This window comes from uncultured Acidovorax sp. (genome assembly GCF_964021665.1).
GTDB lineage: Bacteria > Pseudomonadota > Gammaproteobacteria > Burkholderiales > Burkholderiaceae_C > Acidovorax > Acidovorax temperans.
In genome coordinates, this window is the sequence record NZ_CAXIAK010000002.1 from 40,922 (window position 1) to 62,063 (window position 21,142).

The 21,142-nt window shown below is 63.9% G+C and carries 19 protein-coding genes; 13 read left to right on the top strand and 6 right to left on the bottom strand.

The window, feature by feature from the left end:
- Nucleotides 1-7 precede the first annotated feature (7 nt).
- A complete protein-coding gene (locus AADJ04_RS00705; RefSeq protein ID WP_341238412.1) occupies nucleotides 8-2,527 on the bottom strand; it encodes an LPS-assembly protein LptD in 2,520 nt (839 codons plus the stop codon).
- Here AADJ04_RS00705 and AADJ04_RS00710 point away from each other — a divergent pair.
- The 5 genes from AADJ04_RS00710 (at nucleotide 2,526) to AADJ04_RS00730 (ending at nucleotide 6,660) form a co-directional block, all read left to right on the top strand.
- Nucleotides 2,526-3,671 carry a phosphotransferase gene (locus AADJ04_RS00710; RefSeq protein ID WP_341238413.1) on the top strand — a complete coding sequence of 382 codons (1,146 nt, stop codon included), beginning with the start codon at nucleotides 2,526-2,528 and terminating at the stop codon, nucleotides 3,669-3,671. The genes AADJ04_RS00705 and AADJ04_RS00710 overlap by 2 nt on opposite strands.
- Nucleotides 3,672-3,750: 79 nt before the next feature.
- A complete protein-coding gene (locus AADJ04_RS00715; protein ID WP_341238414.1) occupies nucleotides 3,751-4,494 on the top strand; it encodes a 16S rRNA (uracil(1498)-N(3))-methyltransferase in 744 nt (247 codons plus the stop codon).
- A 186-nt stretch (nucleotides 4,495-4,680) separates the two neighbouring features.
- A complete protein-coding gene (locus AADJ04_RS00720) occupies nucleotides 4,681-5,325 on the top strand; it encodes a hypothetical protein (RefSeq protein WP_341238415.1) in 645 nt (214 codons plus the stop codon).
- A gap of 23 nt (nucleotides 5,326-5,348) precedes the next feature.
- Complete coding sequence (locus tag AADJ04_RS00725) at nucleotides 5,349-5,810, top strand: GGDEF domain-containing protein (protein WP_341238416.1); 462 nt, start codon at nucleotides 5,349-5,351, stop codon at nucleotides 5,808-5,810.
- 103 nt (nucleotides 5,811-5,913) lie between these two features.
- Complete coding sequence (locus AADJ04_RS00730) at nucleotides 5,914-6,660, top strand: DUF6882 domain-containing protein (protein ID WP_341238417.1); 747 nt, start codon at nucleotides 5,914-5,916, stop codon at nucleotides 6,658-6,660.
- A gap of 9 nt (nucleotides 6,661-6,669) precedes the next feature.
- On the opposite strand, the gene AADJ04_RS00735 is transcribed toward AADJ04_RS00730, so the two are convergent.
- Nucleotides 6,670-8,130 (bottom strand): sensor histidine kinase N-terminal domain-containing protein, encoded by a 1,461-nt coding sequence (locus tag AADJ04_RS00735; protein WP_341238418.1) that lies wholly within the window; start codon nucleotides 8,128-8,130, stop codon nucleotides 6,670-6,672.
- Between the two features lie 98 nt (nucleotides 8,131-8,228).
- Nucleotides 8,229-8,903, bottom strand: a complete 675-nt coding sequence (locus tag AADJ04_RS00740; protein WP_198846067.1) for a response regulator transcription factor — start codon at nucleotides 8,901-8,903, stop codon at nucleotides 8,229-8,231.
- Nucleotides 8,904-9,368: 465 nt separating this feature from the next.
- Between AADJ04_RS00740 and AADJ04_RS00745 the strand changes: the two genes are divergently transcribed.
- Nucleotides 9,369-9,863 (top strand): hypothetical protein, encoded by a 495-nt coding sequence (locus AADJ04_RS00745; RefSeq protein ID WP_341238419.1) that lies wholly within the window; start codon nucleotides 9,369-9,371, stop codon nucleotides 9,861-9,863.
- A gap of 93 nt (nucleotides 9,864-9,956) precedes the next feature.
- Here the strand turns inward: AADJ04_RS00745 and AADJ04_RS00750 are convergent, their stop codons facing one another.
- Together AADJ04_RS00750 and AADJ04_RS00755 are read right to left on the bottom strand one after the other, a co-directional pair.
- Nucleotides 9,957-10,823 (bottom strand): N-formylglutamate amidohydrolase, encoded by an 867-nt coding sequence (locus AADJ04_RS00750; protein ID WP_341238458.1) that lies wholly within the window; start codon nucleotides 10,821-10,823, stop codon nucleotides 9,957-9,959.
- Between the two features lie 206 nt (nucleotides 10,824-11,029).
- Nucleotides 11,030-11,527 carry a MarR family winged helix-turn-helix transcriptional regulator gene (locus tag AADJ04_RS00755; RefSeq protein WP_341238420.1) on the bottom strand — a complete coding sequence of 166 codons (498 nt, stop codon included), beginning with the start codon at nucleotides 11,525-11,527 and terminating at the stop codon, nucleotides 11,030-11,032.
- 169 nt (nucleotides 11,528-11,696) lie between these two features.
- Between AADJ04_RS00755 and recA the strand changes: the two genes are divergently transcribed.
- Both recA and recX read left to right on the top strand, forming a co-directional pair.
- Complete coding sequence (gene recA, locus AADJ04_RS00760) at nucleotides 11,697-12,767, top strand: recombinase RecA (protein ID WP_044395078.1); 1,071 nt, start codon at nucleotides 11,697-11,699, stop codon at nucleotides 12,765-12,767.
- Nucleotides 12,768-13,070: 303 nt separating this feature from the next.
- Nucleotides 13,071-13,529, top strand: coding sequence for a recombination regulator RecX (gene recX / locus AADJ04_RS00765; RefSeq protein ID WP_341238421.1), 459 nt, complete (start codon nucleotides 13,071-13,073; stop codon nucleotides 13,527-13,529).
- A gap of 45 nt (nucleotides 13,530-13,574) precedes the next feature.
- On the opposite strand, the gene argC is transcribed toward recX, so the two are convergent.
- A complete protein-coding gene (gene argC / locus AADJ04_RS00770; protein ID WP_341238422.1) occupies nucleotides 13,575-14,507 on the bottom strand; it encodes an N-acetyl-gamma-glutamyl-phosphate reductase in 933 nt (310 codons plus the stop codon).
- A gap of 206 nt (nucleotides 14,508-14,713) precedes the next feature.
- On the opposite strand from argC, the gene sucC reads away from it, so the two are divergent.
- The 5 genes from sucC to AADJ04_RS00795 all read left to right on the top strand — a co-directional run bounded on the left by sucC (nucleotide 14,714) and on the right by AADJ04_RS00795 (nucleotide 21,135).
- Entirely contained in the window at nucleotides 14,714-15,874 is a 1,161-nt protein-coding gene (gene sucC, locus AADJ04_RS00775; RefSeq protein WP_341238423.1) for an ADP-forming succinate--CoA ligase subunit beta, read from the top strand.
- Between the two features lie 15 nt (nucleotides 15,875-15,889).
- Entirely contained in the window at nucleotides 15,890-16,786 is an 897-nt protein-coding gene (gene sucD / locus AADJ04_RS00780) for a succinate--CoA ligase subunit alpha (protein ID WP_066696974.1), read from the top strand.
- A 295-nt stretch (nucleotides 16,787-17,081) separates the two neighbouring features.
- Entirely contained in the window at nucleotides 17,082-19,637 is a 2,556-nt protein-coding gene (locus AADJ04_RS00785; RefSeq protein WP_341238424.1) for a serine/threonine-protein kinase, read from the top strand.
- A gap of 15 nt (nucleotides 19,638-19,652) precedes the next feature.
- On the top strand, nucleotides 19,653-20,441 hold the full coding sequence (locus AADJ04_RS00790) for a Stp1/IreP family PP2C-type Ser/Thr phosphatase (RefSeq protein ID WP_341238425.1): 789 nt from the start codon (nucleotides 19,653-19,655) through the stop codon (nucleotides 20,439-20,441).
- A gap of 43 nt (nucleotides 20,442-20,484) precedes the next feature.
- Nucleotides 20,485-21,135: an FHA domain-containing protein gene (locus AADJ04_RS00795; protein ID WP_341238426.1), complete on the top strand. Its 651-nt coding sequence runs from the start codon at nucleotides 20,485-20,487 to the stop codon at nucleotides 21,133-21,135.
- The last annotated feature ends 7 nt before the right edge of the window (nucleotides 21,136-21,142 follow it).

The window sequence follows — 21,142 nt, forward strand, 5'->3', positions numbered from 1 at the left end:
TGTTGGTTTAGTCGTAGTTGCTGAAACGGCTGGGCGCACTGACCTGGTCTCGCAGGTACTGGTAGCGCGGCACGTGTTGCTTGAAGGTTTCCAGCGTGCTGGAGCCCAGGCTCAGGCGAGAGAAGCCCACGAATTCGATCTGGAAGAGCAGCCGGGTGTTGGAGGTGGAGGTGCTGTTTTGCAGGCGTTCGAGCACCACGCGGCCAATCCAGCAGCAGCTGTCGTATTCCAGGCCCACCACGGTGTCCACCAGCTTGCGGTCCTGCATGCTGTAGTTCAGGCGCGCCACGCTGTACCAGCGGCCGCCGCCTTGCCCGCGCCCGGCTCCCAGGTCCTGGCCCTTGTCGCCCCACAGGTCGTTCAGAGGCCATTGCCATCCGATATCGATCTGCTCGCTGGTGCCGCGCTGGAAGCGGTAGGCGGCGCTGACGGTGCGGTAATTGCCGGGGCTGTAGCGGGCGCTGAGGGTGGAGCGGATGGAGCGCTGCGTCTTGGGGTTGTACTGCACCAGCGAGTCAAACGCCCACTTCTGCGTCCAGTTGATGCCCGCGCCCACCAGCACGTCCGACAGGCGCTCGCTCACCGGTGCCATGCCCGGCAGGGTCACGTCCTGGTCGGAAAAGCGCAGGCGCTGAGCGACCCCAAAGCGCACGTTCTCGGCCCCGGTGTCGGGGTCGAGCAGGCGGGTGGTCACGCCCAGCGTCAGCAGGTTGTTGTCGGCGATGCGGTCATTGCCGCCGTAGGCGTTCTCGGTGTAGACCGTGGCAAAGTTGAAGTCGTTGGCGGCGGTGTCATACACCGGCAGGCGGCTCTGGTCGCTGAAGGGCGTGTAGGTGTAGAAGGCCCGGGGCTCCAGCGTTTGCAGGAACGAGCGGCCGAAGAAATTCGCGTCGCGTTCAAACACCAGCCCGCTGTCCACACTGAACGTAGGCAGGGTGCGGCTGGCCGAGCGCGAGCCGTTGGACAGGGCGCTGTCGAACTGGTACTGCGTGGTGTGCAGCTGCAGCTTGGGCGTGACGAAGCCGCCGGGCGACAGGAAGGGGCGGCTGATCTGGGCCAGTGCATACGAGCGGTCTGCGTTAGGCTGGCCGGTCAGCGCGCGTGCCGCTTCAAAGCGCGTGGTGTCCAGCTCCACACTGGCGTCCAGCCCGCCGGGCAGGGCGGATGGCGTGTAGCGCCAGCTCAGCTGCGGCATGCGGTCATACGGCGGGACGATGGGCGAGGTGACATCCTGCAGGGTTTGCCACTTCAGGGTGCGCACCTGGGCCGAGAAATCGCCCGAGCCCCAGCTCAGCATGGCGTCGTTGGGCAGCAGGCGCTGGCGCAGCGGCTCTGAGGCGCGGCCAAAGTCGCGCCAGTAGTTGTCGTCGCTCACCCGGTTGAGGTTCAGGTTCAAACCCAGCCCGCCAATGCTCGAATCAATCACGCCCTGGTGCTTGGCGGTGATGCCCCAGCGTTCGCGGTCGCGCAGGCGGTCGCTGGGCATCACGTCGGCGTTGATCTCGCCCTGGTAGGTGGGCTCCAGGTAGCGGAACTCGCCGCCCAGGTTGGCGCCGCGCTTGGACATGAGCGCCGCGCGCAGCGTGGCGTCGCGGTTGGGGGCAATGTTCCAGTAATAGGGCTGCGTGTAGTCCAGCCCGTCGCGGCTGTCCAGCCCGATGGTGGGCGGCAGCAGGCCGGACTTGCGCTTGTCCGACAGCGGGAAGGTGATGTACGGAATGGGCAGCACCGGCACGCCCTGGAACTCCAGCACCGCGCCCTCGGCTGTGCCCACCTCTTCCTCGTTGTCGATGCGGATCTTGTCGGCGCGCAGCACCCAGGCGGGGCTCCAGCTGGCTTCGTTATCGCGCTGGCAGGTGGTGTAGGTGGCGCTGTGCACCAGCGCGCGGTCGCGGTCAATGAAATCGACCCGGTTCGCCTCGCCGTGGGCCTGGGTGGCCAGCAGGCGGTAGCGCGCGTCGGTGAAGAAGCCTTCAAACGCATCCACCCGCAAATCCAGGGCCGAGCCTTCGTAGCTGTTGCCTGCGCGGTTGATGCGCACGTTGCCGCGCGCCTTGGCCAAGTCTTCAGGCACGTTGTAGTCGAGCCGGTCGGCGCGGATGACGGTATCGCCCCGGCGCAGTTCGGCGTTGCCTTCGATGGTGGCGTTCAGATCCGTCTGGCCGCTGATGCGGTCACCGGTGACGAACACCGGCAGTTGCGTGCGCACTGATTCGGGAATGGTTTCCTGCAGCGCGGGCGACTTGCGCAGCGTCAGTGGCTCGTCCCAGGCGCTGGGGGCAGCGGCCTGCGCCTGCGCGGCCAGCGGCAGCCCGCACCAGGCCAGCGCGATGCAATACGCCAGGGCCCGGGGAACAGGCGGGCGCAACCGCAAAGCGGCTGCCGCAGCGGGCCGGGTCCGGGGGGTGGAGGTCTGCGCGGTGATGGACTGGCTGCGTGGCACGTGGGCGTTGGGGGCGAGGGCAGATGGAATCACCCGCGCCGGCCGCAGGGGCCGCGAGGCGGGTTTTAAAATCCGATTATCCATGAGCCACCCCTCTTCCCCCCTTTCTCCTTCCCGCCCTGATTCTTCTGCCGCTGGCAGCGCTGCTGCGCCTGCCCCGGTGGTCTGGGCCGACCCTGCCCGCCGTGCGGCTTTTGAGGCCTGGCTGGCCCCGCTGGTGGCCAGCCACCAGCTGCTGCCAGCCACGCTGCGCCCCGCCTCGGCCGACGCGAGCTTTCGCCGCTACCTGCGCATCGACACGGCCCAGGGCGCCAGCTGCATCGTCATGGACGCCCCGCCCGACAAGGAAAACTGCCGCCCCTTCGTGCAGGTGCAGGCCCTGATGGCCGAGGCCGGGCTGAACGTGCCGCAGATCCTGGCCTGGGACGAAGCCGGTGGTTTCATGCTGCTGACCGACCTGGGCAAGCAGACCCTGATCGAGCTGCTGCAGCCCGAGAAACCCCAGGCCGCGCTGAAGTGGTATCTGCAAGCCACCGATGTGCTGCTGGACTGGCAAAAGGCCTCGCGCCCCGGCGTGCTGCCTGCGTACGACGAGCCCTTGCTGCGCCGCGAGCTGTCGCTGTTCCCTGATTGGTACCTGGCCCGCCACCGCGGTGTGACGCTGACCGACAAGCAGCAGGCCACGCTGGACAACGCCTTCAACCTCATCGTGGCGCACAACCTGGCCGCGCCCAGCGTGTTTGTGCACCGCGATTTCATGACCCGAAACTTGATGGTGCCGTTGCAAGAGGGCGGCCCCTTGGCGGTGCTTGACTTCCAGGACGCCGTCTACGGCCCCATCACCTATGACATCGCCAGCCTGCTGCGCGACGCCTTCATCAGCTGGGAAGAGGAATTCGTCATCGACGTTACCGTGCGTTACTGGGAAAAAGCCCGCAAGGCCGGGCTGCTAGGGGCCAACAGCGCCAGCGGCTGGGGTGCGGACTTTGGCGAGTTCTACCGCGCGGTCGAATGGATGGGCCTGCAGCGCCACTTGAAGGTGGCCGGCATCTTCGCCCGCCTCACCTTGCGCGACGGCAAGCCCAAGTACCTGGCCGACGCCCCGCGCTTTTTGCATTACATCCGCTCCACCGCCAACCGCTACCGCCAGCTGGGCCCGCTGCTGCAGCTGGTGGATGAGATCGAGGGCACCACGCCCGTCACCGGCTTCGCGTACGGCCGCATGTGAGGCTGCCCTTCTGGTTTTGAGTCAAATTGGCCTCCAGCGCTTATTGAGCAAGCGGTGGCAGCTATGAAAGTAATAGTAGATGCCCCGCTTCCACTGCCCCGCTGACCTGGCCCCCGGTGCCGAAATCGACCTGCCCCCCGGCGCTGCGCGCCATGTGCAGGTTCTGCGCCTGCAGCCGGGCGATGGCATCACCCTCTTTAACGGCGGGGCCGACGGCCCGGGCGGCGAATTCGAGGCCACTGTGCTGCGCATGGGCCGCAGCGACGTGCGCGTGCAGGTGGGCACCCACCACGCCATCGAACGCGAGGCGCCCCGCGCCATCCACTTGCTGGCAGGCATCACGGCCAACGAGCGCATGGACTGGCTGGTCGAAAAAGCCACCGAACTGGGCGTGGCCAGCATCACCCCGCTGGTGGCCGAGCGCAGCGTGCTCAAGCTCAAAGGTGAACGGGCCGACAAGAAGCTCGCCCACTGGCAGGCCGTGGCCGTGGCCGCGTGCGAACAATGCGGGCGCAACCGCGTGCCCGTGGTGCACGATGCGGTGGATTTGGCGGGCTGGGTGCGCGCCCACCCGCAGCCGCCTGCAGACCCTGCAGCGGCCCTGCGCCTGCTGCTGTCGCTGCGCGAAGGCACGCGCCCCCTGCTGCAGGCGGCGGCCGGAGCGAGCCCGGTGTGGTTCCTCTCGGGCCCTGAAGGCGGCCTGAGTGCCGCTGAAGAAGCCCTGGCCGTGCAGCACAGCTTTGCGCCCACCACGCTGGGCCCCCGCGTTCTGCGGGCCGAAACCGCACCGCTGGCCGCCCTCGCGGCCCTCACGCTGGCCTGATTCGTCCATCGACCTGGCGCTTGCAGCGGCGCAGGCGGTCATGGAATGGCGTTGCGCCAGGGTGTAAGCCCTGCTTGCCCTAGGAGTCGTGCTCCGTAGAATTTGCCCGAAGCACCGATAGTGCTGCAGCGTGCCGCGCGCAGCCAAGCCCCGGGCCGCTATCGACCACGCGACGGAGACACCCCTTTGCAGCTGCGCCCCTATTTCCGCCGTTGGGCCGACTGGATGCTGACCACCGACAAGCGCCAGCGCATCCGCCTGGCCATGTCGGGGCTCGCGGCGTTGCTGATGGTGTTCTGCCTGGTGGTGATGAACTCCGTGGCCGCTGCCGGCCTGGCATCCACGTCCGAGGTGCGCGTGTGGACGGCGTGCTCGGTTCTGGGGCTGATTGCCGTGTACGCAGCCATTCGCAGCGGCTGGTCGCGCCGCTTCAAAGACCCGGCCCTCACCCTGGCGCAGATCCTCTACGCCATCACCTGCTGTGCGGCAGCGTTTGTGATCGCCGGGCCTGCGCGGGGCGTCACGCTCCCCATCCTGGCCATCATCCTCATGTTCGGCATCTTCGGGCTCACCACCCGGCAGATGCTGGGCGTGCTGGTCTACAGCCTGGTGGCGTTTGGCGTGGCATCGGGCGTGGTGGCCGCGCGCGACGAGCCTGATTACCCCACCGTGGTCGCTGCAGCCTACGTGGGCATGGTGGTCGTGGTGCTGCTCAGCAGCACCTTCCTCACCACCCGCGTGCAATCCACCCGCCAGCACCTGCGCCGCCAGAAGGCCGAGCTGGCGCGGGCGCTGGAGCAAATCCGCCAGCTGGCCACGCACGATGCCTGACCGGCCTGCTCAACCGCCGCGCCATGCTCGATCGCATGCAGCTCGAGCAGCGCCGCAGCCTGCGCAGCGGCTCGCCGCTGCTGATTGCCCAGCTGGACATTGACCACTTCAAAGTCGTCAACGACACCCACGGGCACGCCGCTGGCGACCTGGTGCTGCAGAGCTTTGCCGACACCGTGCGCCGCAATGTGCGCGACACCGATGAGCTGGCCCGCTGGGGTGGCGAAGAGTTTGTGCTGCTGCTGTGCGACACCCCCGCCGCAGCAGCCGTGGCCCTGATGGAGCGCCTGCGCCAGGCCGTGCAAGCCATGCAGGTGCCAGTGCCGCAGGGCGATGGGCCCATCACCGTGACGGTGTCCATTGGCCTGGCGCGGCACACCCCTGCCGATCCCTTGGCGGGCACCCTGGAGCGTGCCGACCAGGCGCTCTACGCTGCCAAGGCCGGGGGGCGCAACCGCGTGGTGCCTGCACCTTGCCTGCGTTGATGCCTGTCATCGGCATGCGGTAGCGTGGGCCCCTGTGGCGCTGGGCCACAATGCCGCCTCGCAGCGCCTCACCTATCCCCTGGCCGTTTTCACCTTCGCTCCCATGACCGAAAGCACCTCTCCGTCTGAATTCCAGTGCGACACCCACGGCCCTGCCGAGGCCACCTACCTGTGCGCCCACCTGCTGGAGCAGCCGGTGCAGACCTGGTATTGCGACCCACCTTCTGCCGACAAGCCCCACCCCGATGCCTGGTGCGCCGCGTGCGAACGGCTGTTCCAGCAAGAAGGCGAATGGAACGAGCGCAACGAAGGCGGGCTCGACATCCGCGCCGTGTGCCACCACTGCTACGAAGATGCCCGCGCCGCCAGCGTGAAGGCCATGTCCTCCGAAACCCAGGCGCTGTGGGTGGATGCCGTCACCGCCTGCCATGAAAGGCTCTCCGAACGCCAGGCGCTGCTCACCGCCGTGCACAAGCTGGCCACCCACGAGCGCTGGGATTACGACCAGGAAAGCGCCACGCTCACCTTCTCCAACGCGGGCGTGCCAGCGGTGGTGGCTGATGTGGAGTTCATCGGCTCCATCTCGAACACCAGCGGCACCTGGCGCTGGTCGTGGGCCAACTTCCACCTGCACCCCAACGTGGTGGGACGCATCAGCGCCGTACGCGAATACGGGCGGGAACACCACTTTGCCCCGTTGGTGGTGCCGCAGTGGAAGGCCGACGTGGTCGATGCCTGGGAGCTGGCAGGCGTGGCGGCCTATGTGCTCGAGGCCCAGGGCGTGTACCGCGCGCCCACCGACAACGGCTACCTGTTCATGGCCATCATGGGCATCCGCAGCGCTGCGTAGGCGGGCGGGTCAGCCCGCATCTTCCGCGTCCGCCGGAAACCGCACGCTGAAGCGCGCCCCTGGCGGGTTCTGGCCGGGGTGGGCGTCTTCCAGCAGCACCTCGGCATGGTGTTTGGCCGCAATCTCCATCACGATGGGCAGGCCCAGGCCCGAGCCATCGGCCTCGCTGCCCAGCACCCGGTAAAAGGGCTGGAAGACCAGCTCACGCTCGGCCTCGGGCACGCCGGGGCCGGAGTCTTCCACCTGCAGCATCAGCACATGGCCAAAGGTGTCGGCCAGCACGCGGGCCGTGACCACCCCCGGCTTGTCGGCGGTAGACGGCGTGTAGTTGATCGCGTTGTCCACCAGATTGCGCACCAGCTCCTTGAGCAGCGTGGGGTTGCCGCTGAGCTGCACGCCGGGCGAGCCAGGCTCGGCACCGTCGTAGCCCAGGTCGATGTGCTTGTCCATCGCGCGGGGCACGGAATCGCGCACCACCTCAATCGTCAGTTCGGCCAGATCACACGGTTGGCGTGCAATGCCCGCGCTGCTGCCTTCGGCCCGCGCCAGCGCCAGCAACTGGTTCACGGTGTGCGTGGCGCGGATGCTGGAGCGCCCGATGTGCTGCAGCGAGCGCTTGAGTTCTTCCGTGCTCGTGCCCTCGCGCTGCGCCAGATCAGCCTGCATGCGCAGGCCCGCTAGCGGCGTTTTCAGCTGGTGGGCGGCGTCGGCCAGAAAGCGCTTTTGCGTGGCCAGCGATTCGTTCAGCCGCGTGAGCAGGTCATTCACCGACGACACCAGCGGCGCCACCTCCAGCGGCACGGTGCGGTCGTCCAGGGGCGAAAGGTCGTCCGGGCTGCGCGCGCGAATGCGCTGTTCCAGCTGGTTCAGCGGCTGAATGCCCCGCGCCAGCGCCAGCCACACCAGCAGCACCGCCAGCGGCAAGATGACGAACTGCGGCAGCATCACGCCCTTGATGATTTCGGTGGCCAGCACGCTGCGCTTCTCGCGCGTCTCGGCCACCTGCACCAGCGCCAGCGGCCCGCCCTGCAGCGGCAGCCGCACCCAGATGTAGGCCACGCGAATCTCCACCCCGCGCAGCTCCGCATCGCGCAGGCGCACCTCGCCGGGCAAGGGGGTTTCTTCGGCGGGGGGCTCGGGCAACTCGCGCTCGCCCGAGAGGAATTCACCCCCCGGCCCCATCACCTGGTAGTAAACGATGTCGGAATCATCTGCGCGCAAGATCTCGCTGGCCGGCTGCGGCAGGTTGAACTGCACCCCGCCCTTGCCGCCGTCCGCGGGCACGCCCACCAGTTGGGCCAGGGCGTGTGCGTTGTATTCCAGCGCGCGGTCAAACGGCTTGTTGGCCAGGCCCTGCGCCACCAGCCAGGTCAGCGCCAGGCTCACCGGCCACAGCAGCAGCAGCGGCGTCAGCATCCAGTCGAGGATTTCGCCGAAGAGGGAGCGCTGCTCGCGCTGGAAAATCTTCACCGCACGCCCGGTTTGTAGTGAAATACGGCTCTAGCGCTTATTGGGAAAGCGCTAGCAGCTATCAATTTCATAGTTAAATGCGCTCTGGGTGAATGCGGCTAGCCCGGGATCTTTTCCAGGCAATAGCCCAGCCCGCGCACCGTGGCAATGCGGATCGGGCCCTTCTCGATCTTCTTGCGCAGGCGGTGGATGTAGACCTCAATCGCGTTGTTGCTCACCTCTTCGCCCCACTCGCACAGGCGCTCCACCAGTTGCTCCTTGCTCACCAGGCGGCCAGCGCGCTGCAGCAGCACTTCCAGCAGGCCCAGTTCGCGGGCCGATAGCTCCACCATCTTGCCGTCAATGGTGGCTACGCGCCCCGCCTGATCGTACACCAGCGGCCCGTGCTTGATGGCGCTACTGGCCCCGCCCATGCCCCGGCGCGTGAGGGCGCGCACGCGGGCCTCCAGCTCCTGCAGGCTGAACGGTTTGGCCATGTAGTCGTCCGCGCCATAGTCCAGCCCCTTCACGCGCTCTTCCACGCTGTCGGCCGCCGTGAGGATCAGCACCGGCAACGCCGAGCCGCGACTGCGCAGCTTCTTGAGCACCTCCAGTCCATGCATCTTGGGCAGGCCCAGGTCCAGAATCAGCAGGTCAAACTCGTTGTTGGTCAGCAGCGCCGCATCGGCCTCACTGCCACTGGCCACATGGTCCACCACCGCCCCCGAGGCTCGCAGCGTGCGCAACAGGCCATCGGCCAGCACTTGGTCGTCTTCGGCGATAAGGATGCGCATGAAAGGGTCTCCTGGGGGTGTCTGGGGCGGCGCCGCCGATGGCTCCGAGGCGGCATTTACTGCCACAGATTCTAGGGTGGCGAAGGACGTGCAAGTGGGCTGGTTCTGGGTTGCAAAAAACCTTGCGTGCGTAGGACAAGGCAATGCGCACGGGTTGTGACCGGCCTTGAGTCTTCAGAGGTTTGCCCTATCAAACCCAGTCCTTGACTCAGATTAATCGGCGCCACAAGCGTACAGAAGTCGCGCTCGGCGCAGCCTATTAGCACGCTATAGTCTGCGAAGCCTGACGCTCGCCGGGTTTCGATAGTTTATGCCTAGATTTTTATAATCGTGCCTGTGTGCAAAATATTGCTGCAAGACATTTTTAGGTGAATTTTATATCCGGAATATTTAAGGCGCTCTGGTTATCCTATGGATTTTTCGCGTCTACACTGCTTTGTGCACATTTTTAATCAGGAAATTTCAATGAAGAAGTCTGTTGCTTTCTTGTCTTTTGCCGCAATCGCCATTAATGCATATGCTGCGGACGAGCGCGATGCGTCACGTATAGCAAAAAAATATAGTGAAGTGGTAGCCTGTCAGTTGGAAGAGATTGGTGATTATCAAAAAAACCAATATAAAGCGGTCAAAATTAAATCGGGGATGGCCGATTTCGGTGGCTTGGGAGCCATTTTTGTTGTTTATTGGGAAGGGGATGTAGGTTGCGCGGGAGGCAGTGGCACGATTGTCCCCAACTTCACTGTTGTAGAACACAGTGGCTTCTCCTCCGCAGCACCTGTTGTAAGAACCGATTACAAATTTCCTGAAATGGATCTCGTTCGATTAACTAGCATTTCTGGGAAGAATGGGCAGCTGCTGGTTAAGGGTATTACCTATGGCCCAAAGGATCAGCAGAACGCCCCTACCAAAGTAGTTTCATACTCGCTCAAACTTGTCAATAACGAGTTTGTAAAGCAGTAATTTTCCATCTAAATTCTAAATCGACGCTTCAGCCTACTGCCAAAAAGATTTGCAATTTCCCGTAGGCTGAGATAGTACTTCGAGTGAATGATTTCACCTGCTCGGTCTACGCCTTGCGGTATACCCCCGCGGATCGGTCCCCAACAACTTCTCCGTCAACGCCTTCAAATCCGCCTGCAGCCGCGCCATGCCCTCCGGGTGGATCGCCAGCGTGCCTTCGTCCATGTAGAGCTTGCGGTTGATTTCGAGCTGGATGCTGTGGCGGTGCTGGGCGGGGGCGCTGTAGCGGCGCACCAGTTCCACGCCTTTGTAGGGGTGGTTGTATTCCACGCTGTAGCCCCGCTCTCGCAGGTGCTCGCACACCAGGGCCGACAGGGCGGGGCTGGCGGTGGTGCCGTCGCGGTCGCCCACCACAAAGTCGGCGTGCACCAGGCCCGGAAAGTCGGTGGCGTGGCTGGCCGATATGGCGGGCATGGAGTGGCAGTTGATGTGAATGCTGTAACCGTGGCGGGCGTGGGCGGCGTCAATGGCCTGGGCCACGGCGGCGTGGTAGGGGCGCCAGCAGCGGTCGATGCGGGCGCGCACCTCTTCCACGCTGAGCAGGCGGTTATAGATGGCCTCGCCTTCGTCGGTGAACTTCCAGATCAGGCCCTTGCCCAGGCGCACTTTGTTCAGCACGGCGGGGTCTGTTGCGACTGCGTCGGGCCAGGGGGCGTCGAGCAGGGTGGTGTCCAGCTCCAGGGTGTCGCGGTTGGCGTCCAGGTAGATGCGGGGGAAGTGGGCTTCGACCCAGGCCACGCCCAAGGCGGGGGCGAAGGCGTAGATTTTTTCGACGTGCGTGTCTTCGGCGCGGCGCAGGGTGGGCAGGCTGCAGGCGGAGCGGAAGTCCGGCGGGTAGTGCGTACCGCTGTGGGGGGAGTCAAACACCAGCGGTGTGGTGCCGGGCACGGTGCTGACCATGGCGGGCTGCCCAGGCGTGCCGGTGGCACCGGGCTGGGCTTGCTGGAGGGGTGGGTGAATCAACGGGAAGGCTGCATGCATAGGCAAGGCTGTGTGGGTGGGGGCGGCTGGCCGGGCCGCCCGGACCGGCATTGGGGCATGAACTGTGTTGCCCAGTATGCCGGTTTGTGGCCAGGGGGGTGATGGGGTTAGTTGGGGGGCATGGGTCAGTCGCTGCCCCCCGCATAGGCCTCCAGTCCAATCGCCACCACGGTGGCAACGTCGTTGCCCACTTCGGCGCGGAACTCTGCTTCGGCCTGCGTTACGGCATCCCGAAACCCTTGCAGCCACGCCAGCCCGGTGGGGGTGAACAGCACGCGGCGCGCCCGGGCATCGTGCGGGTCGGGCCCGCGGGTGACCAGGCCCCAGGCCTCGCATTGGTCTACCAGCTGCGCCATGGATTGCTTGGTCATGCCCGCGCGCTGGGCCAGGTCGGTCAGCCGGTCGCCCCCCAGGGACAAGTGCCGCGTGAGGTGGATGTGCGCGGCGCCCACCTGGTCGCGTGCGGCCAGGTTGGACAGGGCCAGGGGCACTTCCACATTGCGCGCCATGAGCTGCAGCACCCGTGTATCAAAGCGCCGCATGGCGTGGCCCAGCAGGCGGCCCAGGTGGGTCTGGCGCCAGGCATCGTCGGGTGGGGTGGTGCAGGGGGGTGTGGGGTGCATGGTGGGCTAAAGGAGTGGTTGGTAGATGGTAAGGTAAACTGACTAAAAAATTGTTTACTTAGTCATTTTGCGCATCTACATTACTGGTCAAGCAGCCAGTGCTGTTGTTAATAACAGTATTTTGATCACTGGCCCACCCGATCACTTCGTTTTATTCAGGAGCCCTTCCATGGACGTCAAAGGTACCAACCCCGCCCTGCCCGTGAACACCGAAAAGGCCAAGGCCTTGGCCGCAGCGCTGGCGCAGATTGAGAAGCAGTTTGGCAAGGGCACCATCATGCGCCTGGGCGAAGGCGAGGCCATTGAGGACATCCAGGTGGTTTCCACCGGCTCGCTGGGCCTGGACATTGCGCTGGGCGTGGGCGGCCTGCCCCGTGGCCGTGTCATCGAAATCTATGGCCCTGAGTCGTCGGGCAAGACCACCCTGACGCTGCAGGTGATTGCCGAGATGCAAAAGCAGGGCGGCACCTGCGCGTTTGTCGATGCCGAACATGCGCTGGATGTGCAATACGCCCAGAAGCTGGGCGTGCAACTGTCTGACCTGCTCATCAGCCAGCCCGACACCGGCGAGCAAGCGCTGGAGATTGTGGACAGCCTGGTGCGCTCGGGCGCTGTGGACCTGATCGTGGTGGATTCGGTGGCAGCGCTCACCCCCAAGGCCGAAATCGAAGGCGAAATGGGCGACGCCCTGCCCGGCCTGCAGGCCCGCCTGATGAGCCAGGCGCTGCGCAAGCTCACGGCCACGATCAAGAAGACCAACTGCACGGTCATCTTCATCAACCAGATCCGCATGAAGATCGGCGTGATGTTCGGCAGCCCCGAAACCACCACGGGCGGTAACGCGCTGAAGTTCTACGCCTCGGTGCGTCTGGACATTCGCCGCACCGGCACCATCAAGAAGGGCGATGAAGCCATCGGCAACGAAACCAAGGTGAAGGTGGTGAAGAACAAGGTCAGCCCCCCCTTCAAGACGGCGGAGTTCGACATCCTGTTTGGCGAGGGCATCAGCCGCGAGGGCGAGATCATCGACATGGGCGTGAGCGCCAAGATCATCGAAAAGAGCGGTGCCTGGTATGCCTACAACGGCGAGAAGATCGGCCAGGGCCGCGACAACGCCCGCGAGTTTCTGCGCGAGAACCCCGACTTGGCGCATGAGATTGAAAACAAGGTCCGTGAGCAACTGGGCATCGCCCTGTTGCCTGCGGCATTGGCGGCAGCCAGTGCTGCAGACGAGGCGTAAGCCGAGTGGACCGCAGTTTCACTATTGATCCGGCAGGCTTTATTCGTAAACCTTGCTCGGGCTGAGGTGTCGAAGCCCCTCGACGGGCTCAAGTTGAACGGCATCGGGACTCTGCAATAAACCGTGCCGGATCAATAGAACAAGGTGCGCGAAGGCCTGGGCATCGCCCTGCTGCCCGGCGCGCTGCAGGCCCCTGCCGCAGCCGGTGAGTGTGCGGCTGCGCCTGAGTTTTAAGAAAAATAGCCCGCTAGCGCTTGATTTGTAAGCGCTGGCAGCTATCAAAACAGAAGCATTTCATCTGCCATGGGTTTCACCACGCTATCGCTCACGGGTCGCGCGCTGCGCTTGCTGAGCCAGCGGGAGCATTCACGGGCCGAGTTGCAGCGCAAGCTCGGCCCCCATGTGCAAGAGGGCGAGGACTTGAACGCGGTACTCGATGGCTTGCAGGCCAAGGGCTTCATCAGCGAGGAGCGGGTGGTCGATTCGGTGCTGAACCGGCGCGCGAGTCGCCTGGGCGCTGCGCGCATCCGGCAAGAGCTGCATGCCAAGGGCTTGGGTGCAGAGGCGGTGCAGCAAGCCGTGGCCCGGCTGCAAGATACTGAGCTGGAACGTGCCCGCGAGGTGTGGCGCCGCAAGTTTGGCGAGCCTGCAGCAGACCCGCAAACCCGAGCCAAGCACATGCGGTTTTTGCTGGCCCGGGGGTTTTCTGGCGACGTGGTGCGCCGTGCGGTGCAGGGCGCTAGGGGTGGCGACGAGGATTGAGTCCGTGAATGCGCAATGCATCCACGCCCGGCGCCAAGGGGCGTTTTAAACGCCCAGCATCAATTGCAGGTTCTGCACAGCAGCGCCGCTGGCGCCTTTGCCCAGGTTGTCCAGGCGCGCCACGGCCACGGCCTGGCGGTACTGCTCGTTGGCAAACACGCGCAATTCCAGCTTGTTGGTGTCAGCCAGCGTGTCGGCGGCCAGTTTCAAGTCATCGGTAGGGGGCAGCACGCTGACCCACTGCTCGGGTGTGTTGGTACGGCTGTAGTGGCTGGCGAGTGCGTCGTGCAGGTCGCTGGCCTTGGGCGCGCCGGGCAGCAAGTCCAACTGCAGCGGCAGTTGCACCAGCATGCCCTGGCGGAAGTTGCCCACCGCCGGGATGAACACAGGGCGGCGTGTGAGGCCGGTGTAGCGCAGGATCTCTGGGATGTGCTTGTGTGCCAGACCCAGGGCATAGGCTTCGTACGGCGCGGCCGTGCCTGCCTCGTAGGCTTCGATCATGGTGCGGCCGCCGCCCGAGTAGCCCGACACCGAGGGCAGGCTCAGGGGGTAGTCGGCAGGAATCAAGCCTGCATCCACCAAGGGGCGCAGCAGTGCGATGGCGCCAGTGGCATAGCAGCCAGGGTTGGAAACGCGCGAGGCTTCGCGCACAGCCTGGGCCTGTGCAGCGGCCAGTTCTGGAAAGCCGTACACCCAGCCATCGGCCGTGCGGTGCGCGGTGCTGGCATCAATCACTTTCACCGTGCGGCCCGTGCTGCGCTCAATCTCATCGACCATGGCCACGGTCTCGCGGGCTGCGTCGTCGTGCAGGCACAGCACCACCAGGTCCACGCCCGCAATCAGGTCGCGCTTGGCGGCGGGGTCTTTGCGCAGTTCGGGGGCAATGCTCACCAGCTCGATTTGCGGCATGGCTTGCAGGCGTTCACGGATCTGCAGGCCCGTGGTGCCGGCTTCGCCATCGATAAAGACTTTGGACATGGGGGTGTGCTCCTGCGAAAAAGAGAGGGGGCTGCGACAGGCGCTTGCCCTGTATGACTTGCCCGGGTGCGTGGGGGCCGTAAGTTTCCCACAAGGATGGTGCGTTGCAGCATGATACAGTCGCGGGTTGCCATGTCCCAAGCCCGCGGCCAGACAATCTGTTCATGGCAAACGGGTAACTACCATCCTTCCCTGAGAGAGACCTCATGAAGATTCACGAATACCAAGGCAAGGAAATCTTGCGTCAATTTGGTGTGCCCGTTCCGCGCGGCATTCCCGCTTTCACGGTGCAAGAAGCCGTGGAAGCTGCACAAAAGCTCGGCGGCCCCGTGTGGGTGGTCAAGGCCCAGATCCACGCCGGTGGCCGTGGCAAGGGCGGCGGCGTGAAGGTTGCCAAGAATATCGACGACGTCAAGAAGCTGGCCGAGCAAATTCTGGGCATGCAACTGGTCACGCACCAGACCGGCCCCGAAGGCCAGAAGGTTCGACGCCTGTACATCGAAGACGGCGCCGACATCAAGAACGAACTGTACGTGTCCCTGGTGACCGACCGCGCCACGCAGAAGGTGGCCCTGATCGCTTCGAGCGAAGGCGGCATGGACATCGAAGAAGTGGCTCACTCCACTCCCGAGAAGATCGTCACCGAGATGATCGACCCGCTGGTCGGCATCACTGCCGAGCAGAGCAAGAAGGTGGCAGCCGCCATCGGCCTGACTGGCGCTTCCATCGACCAAGCCGTAGACATCTTCGCCAAGATCTACAAGTGCTACATGGACACCGATGCGTCGCTGGTGGAAATCAACCCGCTGAACTGCGACTCCAAGGGCAACCTGATGGCCCTGGACGCGAAGTTCAACTTTGACGCCAACGCCCTGTTCCGCCACCCCGAAATCGTGGCCTACCGCGATCTGGACGAAGAAGATCCCGCCGAAGTGGAAGCGTCCAAGTTCGACCTGGCCTACATCAGCCTGGACGGCAACATCGGCTGCCTGGTGAACGGCGCTGGCCTGGCCATGGCCACCATGGACACCATCAAGCTGTTCGGCGGCGAGCCCGCCAACTTCCTGGATGTGGGCGGCGGTGCTACCCCCGAGAAGGTCACCGAAGCCTTCAAGATCATGCTGAAGAACCCCAAGGTCAAGGGCATTCTGGTCAACATCTTCGGCGGCATCATGAAGTGCGACACCATCGCCACCGGCGTGATCACCGCTTGCAAGGCCGTGAACCTGAACGTGCCGCTGGTCGTGCGCATGAAGGGCACGAATGAAGAGCTGGGCAAGAAGATGCTGGCCGAGTCCGGCCTGCCCATCATTGCTGCAGACACCATGGCCGAAGCCGCGACCAAGATCGTTGCTGCCGTCAAGTAAGCCCGGAGAACATACATGTCGATCTACATCAACAAAGACACCAAGGTCATCACCCAGGGTATCACGGGCAAGACTGGCCAGTTCCACACCGAAAAGTGCCAGGAATACGCAAACGGCAAGAACTGCTTTGTCGCGGGCGTGAACCCCAAGAAGGCTGGCGAGTCGATCTTCAACATCCCGATCTACGCCTCCGTCAAGGAAGCCGCCCAGCAAACCGGCGCCACCGTGTCGGTGATCTACGTGCCTCCAGCAGGCGCTGCGGATGCCATCTGGGAAGCGGTGGAAGCCGACCTGGACATGGCCATCTGCATTACCGAAGGCATTCCTGTCAAGGACATGCTGATGGTGCGCAACAAGATGAAGGCCAAGGAAGCTGCTGGCGGCAAGAAGACCCTGCTGCTGGGCCCCAACTGCCCCGGCATCATCACGCCCGACGAAATCAAGATCGGCATCATGCCCGGTCACATCCACCGCAAGGGCCGTATCGGCGTGGTGTCCCGTTCGGGCACGCTGACGTACGAAGCCGTGGCCATGCTGACCGAAGTGGGCCTGGGCCAGTCGACCGCCGTGGGCATTGGTGGCGACCCCATCAACGGCCTGAAGCACATCGACGTGATGAAGGCTTTCAACGACGATCCAGACACCGATGCCGTGATCATGATCGGCGAAATCGGCGGCCCTGACGAAGCCGAAGCCGCCCAGTGGTGCAAGGCCAACATGAAGAAGCCCGTGGTGGGCTTCATCGCTGGCGTGACGGCCCCTCCCGGCAAGCGCATGGGCCACGCTGGCGCGCTGATCTCTGGCGGCGCTGACACGGCTGACGCCAAGCTCGCCATCATGGAAGAGTCGGGTTTCGTCATCACCCGCAACCCTTCGGAACTGGGCAAGCTGCTCAAGGCCCAGCTGAAGTAATCCAGCGGTTCCAGGCCAGCCCATGGGTTGGCCTGCCCCGTACCGTTGACTGCACCCGCCACCGTTTGGTCGCGGGTGCTTTTTTTTGCTGTTCAGGCAGACCGGAATGCTCGGACAAGCTTGAGAGATTGGTGTGACAAATTTGTCGCTACGAGGGTGGCAGGCGACAAACAGCGGCACCGCCAGAGTGTCGGGCGCCCTGGCAAGGCGGGTGGGGGAGCATCTATCCGCCGTGTGGCGAACGGGCTTAATTTTTGCTTTTTACATCCACTCACAGAATGGAACGTGGATTGCAGTGGCCAGAAAATTACCGGAGCGCAGGGCAGAACCAAGGCGGTGGACAGGATGGATCAGCGCCGCCACGGCCCTGGCTTTGACGGGAGGCTTGTGGCTTGCGGGTGTATTGCCTCAGGCCCAGCAGATCTTGTACGACGCTGCTGTGGCCCACGCTTCGCCCGGCGCGATGAGCGAGGCGGTGTTGGTGGACATCGATGCCCGTAGCTTGGCAGCGGCTGGCGGTAACTGGTCCTATGACAACCATGCCGCCTTGATTGACCGCCTGGCCCAGGCAGGCGCCAGCACCGTGGTGTATGCCGTGCCGTTGGCGTCGCCTGCCATGCCGACCGATGCACAAGCGCTGGTGAGCAGCATTGCCCAGGCCCAAAACGTGATCTGGCCAGCGGTATTTGCGGACAAAGGGCCTGCCGCTTCACTGCCACCGGCTTTTCATCGCAGTACCTTGGCAGCCCTTGGCGGCCGTGGGCCAGCCATGGTGCCCGTGCAGATGGGGCCTTTTGCGGAGGCGGCTGCAGGCGTGGGGCATTTGCAATGGGGGGCTGACAGCGATGGCATTCTCCGGCAGGTGCCTCTGGTACTCAACCACGATAGCGTGGGAGTGCCTGCGCTTGCGCTGCTGGCTGCCCAGCGTGTGTTGCATCTCAGCGCCGAAGATATTTCTTGGAGAGGCGGCAGTTCCAGCCCTGGTCTGCTGCTGGGCAGCTTGGCGGTGGGGGTGGATGCGGGTGCGGTGATGCGCCCAGTGTTTGGCGTATCCCTGCCTCGGTTGGCGGCAGCCGATGTGGTGGCTAACCAAGTGCCACCGGCAGCCCTGCGCGACAAGACCGTGGTGGTAGGAATGACGGCAGGGCCGCAAGCCGCTGTGTGGACCGTACCGGGGGGCTCGTCTTTGCACGCATCCGATGTGGTGGCCCAGACCTTGGTCGGATTGCGTGTGGCCCGCTCCGTGACGGCTCCAAACTGGGCCCACACCCTGGCATGGGGTGCGGTGCTCGCCATGGCTTTGGTGGTTGTGGCGCTGCCCGGTTTGCGCACAAGAGTGGCCTGGGGCGTTGCACTGGGGCTGGCCACGTTGCTGGTTGCCATGCAATGGTGGTGGCTGCAACGCGCCTTGCACATGGTGCCTCTTTTGGCCGCCGCCGCAGTGGTGCTGTGGGGGCAGATGCTGTGCAGTGTTTGGGCTGCATTACCAAAACGCACGCCGGGTGAAGTGCCGCAAGGCTCTGCCGATGCCGAGCGCATGATGGCGCTGGCCCTGCATGGTCGTGGTGAGTTGCTGCAGGCCTTTGAGCGCTTCAAGCTACTGCCGACCAGCGACGCATTGAAGGAAAACCTCTACCACCTGGGCAAGGACTTTGAGCGCAAAAAAGACTTTGCTCTGGCCAAGAAGGTGTTCAAGCATCTGGTGCATCGCGATGCCGAATACAAAGATGCGCGGGCACGCTACCGCCATGCCAAGACCCACTTGCTGGCCCAGGCTGGCATTTCGCCAGGCCATGGCGCTGGCAGTAGCTTTGGCGAAGGTGCTTCGTCACTGCCTGCCTCCGTGCAAGAAACGCTGCCGCGCCAAAAGGCCTCCGGTGCATTTGCGCACTATGAGCTCAAGCACGAGTTGGGCAAGGGCGCGATGGGGGTCGTCTACCAAGGGCGAGACTTGCGCTCAGGCCGAATGGTGGCGATCAAAACCTTGGCCCTGCACCAGGAGTTTGAGGGGGCTGCGCTGGTGGATGCCCGCGAACGTTTTTTCAAAGAGGCAGAAGCCGCAGGGCGGTTGGAGCACCCGAACATCGTGACCATTGATGGCTCTGGGGAAGCGCAGGGGCTCGCCTACATCACGATGGAGTTCGTGGCCGGCACGGACCTGACCGCTTTCACTCAAACCCCCCACCTGTTGCCTGTGGCGCAGGTGTTGGTCATTGGCGCTCGGGTAGCAAGTGCCCTGGATTATGCTCATGCGAAGCATGTCGTGCATCGCGATGTCAAACCCGCGAACATCATGTGGGACCCTGCCACCGACACGGTGAAGGTGATGGATTTTGGAGTAGCCCGTATTACCGATGCGAGCAAGACGCGCACGGGCATCGTGTTGGGCACGCCCAGCTTCATGTCGCCTGAACAGCTGTGTGGTGCCAAGGTGGATGGGCGAACAGATCTGTACGCGTTGGGTGTGACCCTGTTCCAGCTGCTCACGGGCGCATTGCCGCTGCGAGCCGAGTCGATGCCAGAACTCATGCACAAGATCGTTCATGTGCCAGCGCCAGATGTTCGCACGCTGCGCCCCGACTTGCCCGAGGCCGTAGCAACACTGGTGGCCAAGGCGTTGAACAAGCGGCCCGAGGACCGTTACCAGACAGGTGCGCAGCTGGCGCAAGCGTTCACGCACGCCATGGACAACGCTCTGCAACAAAGTATTGGCGAAGTAACTGCGGCAGTCGTCTATGATCCAGACCGCTCCCCTGCAGAGCAAAGCATATTGCTGACAAAAACCACGGTGCTGGAGCACCCACAGCAACAAAGCCCAGCATCCAGGCCTGTGGCTGCCCCTGTGGGATGACGCGCTTCCCAATCCATGACATACGAATTTTTCGCCCAAACCGACCGGGGGCGCGTGCGCGCCAACAATGAAGACGCCGTGGCTGTCGATCGGGAAGCCCAGGTGGCCGTCTTGGCTGACGGCATGGGTGGCTACAACGCGGGCGAAATTGCCAGCGGAATGGCCATTGCCTACATTTGCACGGAAATGGGTCGCTGGCTGGCCCAGGCCGGGACTGCGCCCCCTGCCACGGATGTGCGGCGGGCGCTGGAGTTGTGTGTGGAAAACGCCAACCATGCCATTTTGGGCGCTTCGCTGTCCAACCCGCAGTACTCCGGCATGGGCACCACGTTGGTGGTGGGCGTTTTTCAGTGCGATCGCCTCATCCTCGGCCACATCGGTGATTCACGCTGCTACCGCTTGCGCGCAGGGGTGTTGCAGCAAATCACGCGAGACCATTCCTGGTTGCAGGAACAGGTCGATGCAGGCATATTGACCCGGGAGCAGGCAGCCGCGTCGTCCAACCGCAATTTGGTCACCCGCGCGTTGGGCGTAGAGCCGCATGTGCAAATGGAAGTGAACGAATTTCAAGTGGCGCCCAGCGACCTGTTTGTGATGTGCTCTGACGGTTTGACCGAAATGGTCAACGACGAAGAGCTGGCAGACTTGCTGTGCACGCCTGGCTCTCTGGAAGACAAAGCGGGGCGGCTCATTGACACGGCCAATGCCCACGGCGGTCGTGATAACGTCAGCGTATTGCTGGCGCAGGCTGCTGCCGGAGGAAAAAAACGCAGCCTCATGTCCCGTCTTTTGGGCTCTGCCTGACGGACAGCAACACAACAAATCATCAAATCAGGAGTAGATCATCATGCCCAGAATGATCGTTTCGATCGACGGCGTCGTCATCAAAGAAGTGCAACTCACCAAAGAGCGCACGACGCTGGGCCGCCGCCCGTACAACGACATCGTGATCGACAACCTGGCGGTGAGCGGTGAACACGCGGCTATCCACATGATGCCTGACGGTGTCGAGATTGAAGACCTGGGGAGCACGAACGGCACCTACGTCAACGCCAAGGCAGTCAAGCGCCAGGAGTTGCGCAACGGCGACACCATTGAGGTGGGCAAATACAAGATTCGCTTCCTGCAAGATGCAGACGCCCAGAACTTCGAGAAGACCATGGTGTTCAAGCCGGGGATGGCTCCGGCGCTGAATCCGGCGGCAAGGCCCGGTGGTGTGGTTGCGCCTCCTGCCCCTATGAATGCCGTTATCCGGGTGCTGTCGGGCGCAGCGGCTGGCCGCGAAGTCGCCTTGCACAAGGTGGTGACCACCATCGGCAAACCCGGTGTTGCCGTGGCTTCCATCACCAAGCGCATTCAGGGCTTTGTGCTGGCCCATGTGGAAGGCCTGGACATGCCTCTGCTCAATGGTGTGGCGATTGGCTCCAGCCCTGTCCCGCTCAAAAGCGGTGACAAACTGGAACTCGCGGGCACTGAAATGCAGTTCGAACAAACCTGATTGATGT